The 7,560-nt window shown below is 57.9% G+C and carries 10 protein-coding genes; 7 read left to right on the forward strand and 3 right to left on the reverse strand.

Annotation, left to right across the window (positions count from 1 at the left end; genetic code table 11):
• Positions 1-166: 166 nt before the first annotated feature.
• From I9182_RS11330 to I9182_RS11345, 4 genes are all read left to right on the forward strand, one after another.
• A complete protein-coding gene (locus I9182_RS11330; RefSeq protein ID WP_209507712.1) occupies positions 167-520 on the forward strand; it encodes a YbaB/EbfC family nucleoid-associated protein in 354 nt (117 codons plus the stop codon).
• Positions 521-581: 61 nt separating this feature from the next.
• Positions 582-1,175: a recombination mediator RecR gene (gene recR, locus I9182_RS11335; protein WP_209598291.1), complete on the forward strand. Its 594-nt coding sequence runs from the start codon at positions 582-584 to the stop codon at positions 1,173-1,175.
• A gap of 105 nt (positions 1,176-1,280) precedes the next feature.
• Positions 1,281-1,820 carry a histidine phosphatase family protein gene (locus I9182_RS11340; RefSeq protein ID WP_348540354.1) on the forward strand — a complete coding sequence of 180 codons (540 nt, stop codon included), beginning with the start codon at positions 1,281-1,283 and terminating at the stop codon, positions 1,818-1,820.
• Between the two features lie 137 nt (positions 1,821-1,957).
• The gene (locus I9182_RS11345) at positions 1,958-2,446 is read left to right on the forward strand and encodes a hypothetical protein (protein WP_209598292.1); all 489 of its coding nucleotides are present in this window, start codon (positions 1,958-1,960) and stop codon (positions 2,444-2,446) included.
• On the opposite strand, the gene I9182_RS11350 is transcribed toward I9182_RS11345, so the two are convergent.
• Positions 2,443-3,072 (reverse strand): ribonuclease T2, encoded by a 630-nt coding sequence (locus I9182_RS11350; protein ID WP_209598293.1) that lies wholly within the window; start codon positions 3,070-3,072, stop codon positions 2,443-2,445. The two genes, I9182_RS11345 and I9182_RS11350, sit on opposite strands and share 4 nt — an antisense overlap.
• A gap of 130 nt (positions 3,073-3,202) precedes the next feature.
• Between I9182_RS11350 and I9182_RS11355 the strand changes: the two genes are divergently transcribed.
• Together I9182_RS11355 and I9182_RS11360 are read left to right on the forward strand one after the other, a co-directional pair.
• Positions 3,203-3,964, forward strand: a complete 762-nt coding sequence (locus tag I9182_RS11355) for a cell cycle transcriptional regulator TrcR (protein ID WP_209507702.1) — start codon at positions 3,203-3,205, stop codon at positions 3,962-3,964.
• Between the two features lie 50 nt (positions 3,965-4,014).
• On the forward strand, positions 4,015-4,404 hold the full coding sequence (locus tag I9182_RS11360; RefSeq protein WP_209598294.1) for a hypothetical protein: 390 nt from the start codon (positions 4,015-4,017) through the stop codon (positions 4,402-4,404).
• 56 nt (positions 4,405-4,460) lie between these two features.
• Here the strand turns inward: I9182_RS11360 and I9182_RS11365 are convergent, their stop codons facing one another.
• Together I9182_RS11365 and I9182_RS11370 are read right to left on the reverse strand one after the other, a co-directional pair.
• The gene (locus I9182_RS11365; protein ID WP_209598295.1) at positions 4,461-5,492 is read right to left on the reverse strand and encodes a permease; all 1,032 of its coding nucleotides are present in this window, start codon (positions 5,490-5,492) and stop codon (positions 4,461-4,463) included.
• Complete coding sequence (locus I9182_RS11370; protein WP_209598296.1) at positions 5,485-5,793, reverse strand: winged helix-turn-helix domain-containing protein; 309 nt, start codon at positions 5,791-5,793, stop codon at positions 5,485-5,487. Before I9182_RS11370 ends, I9182_RS11365 begins: the two co-directional genes overlap by 8 nt.
• Before the next feature lie 133 nt (positions 5,794-5,926).
• Here I9182_RS11370 and I9182_RS11375 point away from each other — a divergent pair, with 133 nt between their 5' ends.
• On the forward strand, positions 5,927-7,387 hold the full coding sequence (locus I9182_RS11375) for a PLP-dependent aminotransferase family protein (RefSeq protein ID WP_209598297.1): 1,461 nt from the start codon (positions 5,927-5,929) through the stop codon (positions 7,385-7,387).
• Positions 7,388-7,560 lie beyond the last annotated feature (173 nt).

The raw sequence follows: 7,560 nt of genomic DNA on the forward strand, positions 1-7,560 counted from the left end.
TTCAAGAAACCGGCATACTCACGCCCCTCCACCATGCAACTGAGGGAGGGAATGCAAGCGTATAAAGATCGGTCCGCGACGCTCTGATCAGGACAGGCGGGAGACCCCTTGTGCCGCCTGCCTGCGGTCCGTATTTAGAACCAAACAGAAACACAGGAGACGACTGATGCTGAAAGGACTCGGCGGGCTTGGCGGTCTGGGCGACATGGCCAAGATGATGAAATCCGCACAAGACCTGCAAACCAAGATGACCGAAATGCAGGAAGAACTGAACAACATGATGGTTGTCGGCGAATCCGGTGCAGGACTGGTCAAGGCAACAGCTACAGCCAAGGGTGAACTCAAGGGGCTGGACATTGATCCGTCGATTTTCAACGGCGACGACAAGGAAGTGGTCGAAGACCTGATCCTGGCCGCCATCAAGGACGCTCAGGCCAAAGCTGCCGAACGTTCACAGGAAGAGATGGGCAAGCTGACCGAAAGCATGGGCCTGCCCAAAGACATCAAGCTACCGTTCTAAGCTTCATCTTTTCCCAAATACTCCCGCCGGAGGCTCCCTCCGGCGCAAAGCAGGACAGGCCATGGGCACGAACAGCGAAATCGATAATCTGATCGATCTGATGGCCAAACTGCCGGGGCTGGGCCCGCGCTCGGCCCGCCGCGCGGTGCTGCACCTGATCCGCAAACGCGCCTTGCTGCTGACGCCCCTGTCAGACGCTATGCAGCAAGTGGCCGTCACCGCCCGCGAATGCCTGAATTGCGGCAATGTGGGCACCACGGATATCTGTGACATCTGCAATAGTGAGGCCCGAGCGACAGGAGAGCTGTGCGTGGTCGAGGACGTCGCCGACCTCTGGGCGATGGAGCGGTCAGGCGTCTTCAAAGGCCGCTATCACGTGCTGGGTGGCACACTGTCTGCACTGGACGGGGTCGGCCCGGACGAGCTGCGCATTCCCCGCCTGAGGGATCGGGTTCTGGCCGAAGGGATCACCGAAGTGATCCTTGCCCTGAACGCCACCGTCGACGGTCAGACCACCGCCCATTACATCGCGGACCAGCTGGAAGGTCAGGTGCGCCTGACCTCACTGGCGCAAGGCGTGCCCATCGGCGGAGAGTTGGATTATTTGGATGACGGAACGATCACGGCGGCGCTCCGGGCGCGCAAGGAAATTTAGGTCAGCATCTATAAATCAACGTCCCTGATAAAGAGTCAGCACGAACGGCATCTCAAACGGTATTCAATTCAGGTACACATCTTGAACAATTATCCGGATCTTTTTGTGCTGCGACATGGCGAAACCGAATGGAACACACTGGGGAAGTTCCAAGGGCGCAAGAATTCGCCGTTGACGGAAATTGGCAAGTCTCAGGCCCGGAAACAAAATGAGATACTCAGGCGAATACCGAATGCACCTTTGCGCGTTTTCGTCAGCCCGCAAGAGAGAGCAATGCATACCGCCCGCTTGGCAACGACGCCTCATCATGAGTTGATACATGATGAACGGCTTATGGAAATCGCGTTTGGGCAATGGGAAGGCGCAACGCGTGATTTCATCCGAGAGCAAATCGATTGTTCCTATGAAAGCTATCATTGGTTCTTCCGCAGCCCGGGTGGGGAAAGCTTTGATGACATCTGCGGTAGAGTAGACTCATTTCTGAAGGAACAAGATGAACCTGCGATCATAGTAACCCACGGCGTCACGTCCTTGGTGCTAAGAGGGCTTTGGTTGGGTCTCGATCTGGACAAGTTGCTACAGCTACCCCGAACTCAGGGTTGCGTGTTTCATCTTTCAAACGGAGTTGAAACCATAGTGACCTGAACAAATTGCTTGGGTTCGAAACTCATGTTGTACTCATCATCGTTGTCAGAACAGTCGCGGTGACAAAAAAGCGACTTTGGATGACCATGGAACTACTCTAAGGATAGGTAAACTCAGCGATTATTTTGGAGCCGCCCATGACCCGCCTTCTCGCCATTACCTTCGCCGCCTTCACCGCAACCGCTGCCCTGTCGCAGGAACTCGTCGACAAAGGCTTTGTCGAAGGCTGGAACATCATGATGGACCCGGCGCTTGGGAACGGGTGTCTGATCCAGACGGTATATCAGGACCTCTCGGTCGTGCGGCTGGGCTATGACGCACTGGGTAATCGCGGGTACTTCGCCGTTTACAACAAGGCCTGGGGCAATATTGAACAAGGCAAAAGCTATCCCATCCGGTTCGAACTGGACGGCAAGAGCTTTGATGCCACCGCTATCGGGTTCAATGAACGCAAAGTGCCGGGTGCGACGGTGTTTTTCACCGACCGGAATTTCGTCACCGCGATTGCCCAGAACAAGACGATGACAGTTTACAATCCCGCAGGCGAGGTGGTGATGGCGATTAATCTGAAAGGCACCGCCAAGGCGCTGGACTATGCACGGGACTGCCAGAACAAAAAGCTTTAACGAATCGGATCGAACAGCGCGTCCTTGGCTGTGCAGTCGCGGATCACATCGCGGCCGCATGGCACCGGATCAAGGTCGCGCGACAGGCACAGGCGGACCTCTTCAATATAGCCCTGTTTGCAGGTGACCGTGATCATATTGCGCTCAAGCCCCGGATTGGCTTTCAAAAACGCATCCTCGACCACCGAAGCCTGCAGTTTGACGGAAGCGTCCAGTTTGCGGAACACCTGAGGGCGTTCGACCGCATCATAGGCACGCCGGGACAGGGCGAAATAGTCGGGCGCAGATAGCCCCGAACAGGTGCCGTGTTTCTTCCACTGATGCCATGCAAGGCCCGCACTGCCCTGAATATCTTCCATTTCCCGCGTCATGCGGCGTGTCGGCGGTGCCTCGGGCGAGCGGCAGAAGGATGGCCAGCCCTGATGAAATTGCGGCCAGAGCCCGTGCAGGATCCATCCGTGGTCGTGCCGGTCGTCGCATTGGTCTGACCCGCGTGCGTCCCCTTCGCGGGCGCACCAATTGGGCGACCAGCTAAGCGACAGGACGTAATAGTCGAACTCACCTGCTTTTTCACCTTCGGCCAGCGCTGCCATCGCGCTGAAGACCCACAATACGACCCAGCGCATTCGCCTCTTCCCTTCTTGCTGCGTGGCGACTATATACGGGCCAAGTTCCCCGACAACGGAAACCTGCCCCAAGACCAAGGGGCCGCCGAATTCCGGCGACGGGAAAGATGTATGTATAGGAGACGGGCTGATGGCAAAACCGCTTATGGCCAAGGCAACCGCCGTATGGCTGGTGGACAACACCACGATCAGCTTCAAGCAGATCGCGGATTTCGTAGGGATGCACGAACTGGAAGTGCAGGGTATCGCTGATGGCGATGTGGCCACAGGCGTAAAGGGCTTTGACCCGATCGCAAACAACCAGCTGACCCAGGATGAGATCGACGCCGCGCAGAACAACCCGCTGCACAAGCTGAAGCTCAAGTTCAACCCGGCGGCATCCGGCGAAGAAAAGCGCCGTGGCCCGCGTTATACCCCGCTGTCCAAGCGTCAGGACCGTCCGAACTCGATCCTGTGGCTGGTCAAGTTCCACCCCGAACTCAGCGATGGCCAGATCGCCAAGCTGGTTGGCACCACCAAGCCGACCATCCAGTCGATCCGCGAGCGCACCCACTGGAATATCTCGAACATGCAGCCGATCGACCCGGTTGCGCTGGGCCTGTGCAAACAGTCCGAACTGGATGCGATCGTGCAGAAGGCCGCAGCCAAGAAAGCGGCCGAAGGCGGCGTGATGAGCGATGACGAGCGTCGCAAGCTGGTTTCGACCGAGCAGTCGCTCGAAATGGATGCCGCGCCGAAAATCCCGACCGCGATCGAAGGTCTGGAGACCTTCTCGCTGTCCGAGGATCGGTCGGATGAAAAAGACGACGAGCCTGTTATCGACGCCGACAGCTTCTTTAACCTGCCCAAAGGCGGGGCGGATGATGAAGACGAGGATGATCCTCGTCTGTAACAGGCAATCAGCCCCGGTCGGAACGGCTGGGGCTTTTTGACGGACTTGTCATGCTGAACATTCTTTCTGCGATCTTCGGCCCGCACCGCGCCGTAACGATCTATGCCTTTCTCAGGACATGGGGGCTGGGTCTGGCGGGCGGTATTATCATGATTGCCATCGTCACCACCTTGTTTCTGCTGGGGGACGAAGGCGAACACGAGCACGAGGCTTTCCTAATCGTACCGGTTCTGTCCGCGACGCCGGTGAACGGGGACCTGAAGAACGGCGTCGTGGCCTCGGTTCGCCTGCCCGATGGATCGGCCACGTCGATTACGTCGACCGAGTCGCAGATTTCACAAACCGTTGGAACGACGGCCTGCGTGGAAAAACGCGTTTACGTTAAAAGCGGTGAAGCCCGGTATCGGTTCAAACTGCCCAGCCTCTGCGAATCCGGTTGATCGAGATAACCAACGAAATAAGGCCACCCGATGCTGACATCGGGCAGCTTTTTCATTCAAACCACCTGAAAGATGATACCTGCGATTATTGCGCCCCCCACACCAAGGCTCAGGTAGGCGGCAAACACGCGCGGTTTGACCAATGACCAGACTGCGGCCATCGCCGGTATGGAACTGACGGCTCCCGCAACCATGAACGACATCGCAGCCCCCGCGGTCATGCCCTGATCGATCAGACCCGCCAGCAGCGGCGGCGCGACGTAAGAGTTCAGATAGGCCGGCATCCCCACCAGCGCAGCGACAATGATCGGCAGCACGCCTTCTCCGCCAACGACGCCAGCGATCAGGTCCGCAGGCACATAGTTGACCAACAAAGCTTCGAGCACATAGGCCAGCGCCAGCCACTTCAGCAGGAACAGCCCGTTGTGCACGAATTCCGAACGGAACCGAACGCGACGCTCGGGCTCTTGCCAGAACTTCCAGACCGGCGTGTCATCCGCTTTCGGACCACATCCACAACACCCGGCAGGTTTGTATTCGCGCAAGGGCTGCGCAAACGCCCCCTGCCGCATCAGCAACCGAACCGCGAACCCGCCGAACAGGCCAAGCGCAACGGCTGCAACCGCTTTACCGATGGCAAAGGGCCACCCCAGCGCGGCTGCCGTAATCAAAAGCGTCGGTGGGTCGATCAATGGCGAGCTGAGCCAGAACGCCATCACGGCCGACAGCGGCGCTCCGAGTGCAAGCAAGCCCGCAATAAAGGGAATGACTTCGCAAGAACAAAATGGTGCGAGTCCGCCGAACAGGGCGGCCAGAAAGATCATCCGGGTCTCGCGCCCTTCAAAAGCGCGCGCCACCATCACCTCGGCCCCGGTCGCCTTGAGGTATGACAACAGAAGCACGGCAAACAGGATGTATTGTCCCGTATGTGCCAAGGCCCTGACTGCAAAACTCGCAACCTCACGCAGGTTGCCGGGGTCGAGAACGGCCACCGCCAAAAGAATGACGACGATCAATGCCCAGGGCGTCTTGATCATCTCCATCGCGCCTTTGGCGGTCAGTCGGGGGGATTGCGTCAATTCAGCCATCGTTGGCCGCCTTTCCAACCGCGTCAGCGCAGCATTCACTGAGAATAAACTGCGCCAGCGTCTTCAATTCATCAAAACAGGCCCGGTTAATCGTGGTGCGACCGATCTTTTCCTGTTCAACCACACCTCCGGCTGCAAGAAACCGCAGATGGTGCGCCAAAGTCGACGGAGCAATCCCCGTCCGGTTCTGGATTTCGCCAACGGTCAGACCGGCCTCACCAGCCCGCACCAGTGTCTTGAGGACTTTCAGCCGGGCTTCCGAGCCCATGGCGGAAAATCCGGCAGCAGCAGTTTCCCACATGAGTTACCTCTATTAAACTAGATTTCTAGTTTTGTAGTTTCACAAAGGGCCCTGGTCAACCCACCTTGGGAAAATTTTCCATGACGCTGTAAGTCCAGATTGCCCCTGCCTTAAGTCCAACCTATAAGCAGGCATGGGGATATCGGTCGAAACATTCTTTCTTGAGCTTAACGGTCAGGGCACGTTGCAGGCCCAGATCCAGCAGATGATTGCCGAGGGCATTCTGTCCGGTCGCTTTCATGTCGGGGAAAAACTGCCATCCTCGCGAAAGCTGGCTGCACATCTGGGTGTCAGCCGCATCACGGTGACGCTGGCCTATACCGAGTTGCTGGCAAATGATTATCTGACAGCAAAGGGCCGGTCAGGGTATTACGTCTCGCAAAACGCGCCGGTTCCGCCCAAATACTCGCCCGTGCAGCGCGGCACGGAATCTGTCGACTGGGACAAGGCACTGGCACGCCGCTTTCTGGACAGCGACGTCCTGCCGAAACCCAGCAACTGGCGCGAATACCGCTATCCGTTCATCTACGGCCAGGCCGACCGGACCTTGTTTGACCACGCCAACTGGAGATTATGCGCGGTTCGCGCCTTGGGGCACAAAGACTTCGATTCGCTGACAGGGGATTACGTGGATCAGGATGATCCGTTGCTGATCGAATTCATCGCGCGCCACACCCTGCCGCGCCGTGGTATCGTTGCCCGCCCCGAAGAAATCTTGATCACCCTGGGTGCGCAGAACGCGCTTTGGCTGGCCTCACGCATTTTGCTGACCCACAATCGCACGGCCGTAATCGAAGATCCCTGCTACTACGCGCTGCGAAGTCTTTTGAACCACTGGGATTGCGCTGTGACGCCCCTGAGCGTCGATCGCGACGGCTTGCCACCCGAAGCGATCCCGGACAAAGCGGACGTCATCTTTACCACCCCCAGCCATCAAAGCCCGACAACCGCGACGATGCCGATCGACCGCCGCAACAAGCTGCTGGATCGGGCACGCGATCTGGATGCAATGGTTGTCGAGGACGACTATGAATTCGAGATGGCCTTTCGCAGCGCACCTTCGCCTGCACTCAAGTCAATGGATCGGGATGGGCGCGTGATTTACGTGGGCAGTTTTTCCAAGTCGCTGTTTCCGGGATTGCGGCTTGGATACATGGTCGGGTCCGAACCTTTCATCCGCGAAGCACGTGCGCTTCGCTCGTTGGTCCTGCGCCACCCGCCGGGTCATATTCAGCGCACGGCAGCGTATTTTCTGTCATTGGGCCATTACGACGCGCAGATCCGACGTATGTCGAAAGCCCTGCAAGAGCGGCGCGATGCGATGGACAAAGCCATCGAGGATAGCGGGCTGACAGTGGCCGGGCGGGGTGTCATGGGCGGCTCATCAATGTGGATGTCGGCCCCTGAGCACGTCAACACAACGCAACTTGCGCTAAAGCTGCAGAACCAGAGTGTTCATATCGAACCGGGTGCTCCGTTTTTCTCGGGGCCCGACAGGCCACAGAACTTCTACCGCCTCGGGTACTCTTCTATTTCGACCAACCGCATAGCCCCCGGCGTCGAACTTATCGCGGATGCCATCCGGGCTGCGTGAGGTCGCACTGGACATATTCCGCAGACGCGTCTGGCCCTAACGCAGGTCGCACCCTTACGCCAAAACCATATCAACCCCCGGGCCCCGGTGCCCGGTTTCCTCACTCTTGCTTGGAGAGCACCCCTATGAAGATGACGACGGAAGAGGCCTTTGTTAAGGTTTTGCAGATGCAT

It is taken from the genome of Ruegeria sp. HKCCSP351, from assembly GCF_017872535.1.
Taxonomy (GTDB): domain Bacteria; phylum Pseudomonadota; class Alphaproteobacteria; order Rhodobacterales; family Rhodobacteraceae; genus Ruegeria.

What these genes read in the sequence shown, in the direction of transcription:
- recR (WP_209598291.1), top strand. Translation starts at nt 582, where the DNA reads ATGGGCACGAACAGCGAAATCGATAATCTGATCGATCTGATGGCCAAA.
- I9182_RS11360 (WP_209598294.1), top strand. Translation starts at nt 4,015, where the DNA reads ATGCTGAACATTCTTTCTGCGATCTTCGGCCCGCACCGCGCCGTAACG.
- I9182_RS11375 (WP_209598297.1), top strand. Translation starts at nt 5,927, where the DNA reads ATGGGGATATCGGTCGAAACATTCTTTCTTGAGCTTAACGGTCAGGGC.
- I9182_RS11365 (WP_209598295.1), bottom strand. Translation starts at nt 5,492, where the DNA reads ATGGCTGAATTGACGCAATCCCCCCGACTGACCGCCAAAGGCGCGATG.
- I9182_RS11355 (WP_209507702.1), top strand. Translation starts at nt 3,203, where the DNA reads ATGGCAAAACCGCTTATGGCCAAGGCAACCGCCGTATGGCTGGTGGAC.
- I9182_RS11345 (WP_209598292.1), top strand. Translation starts at nt 1,958, where the DNA reads ATGACCCGCCTTCTCGCCATTACCTTCGCCGCCTTCACCGCAACCGCT.
- I9182_RS11370 (WP_209598296.1), bottom strand. Translation starts at nt 5,793, where the DNA reads ATGTGGGAAACTGCTGCTGCCGGATTTTCCGCCATGGGCTCGGAAGCC.
- I9182_RS11350 (WP_209598293.1), bottom strand. Translation starts at nt 3,072, where the DNA reads ATGCGCTGGGTCGTATTGTGGGTCTTCAGCGCGATGGCAGCGCTGGCC.
- I9182_RS11330 (WP_209507712.1), top strand. Translation starts at nt 167, where the DNA reads ATGCTGAAAGGACTCGGCGGGCTTGGCGGTCTGGGCGACATGGCCAAG.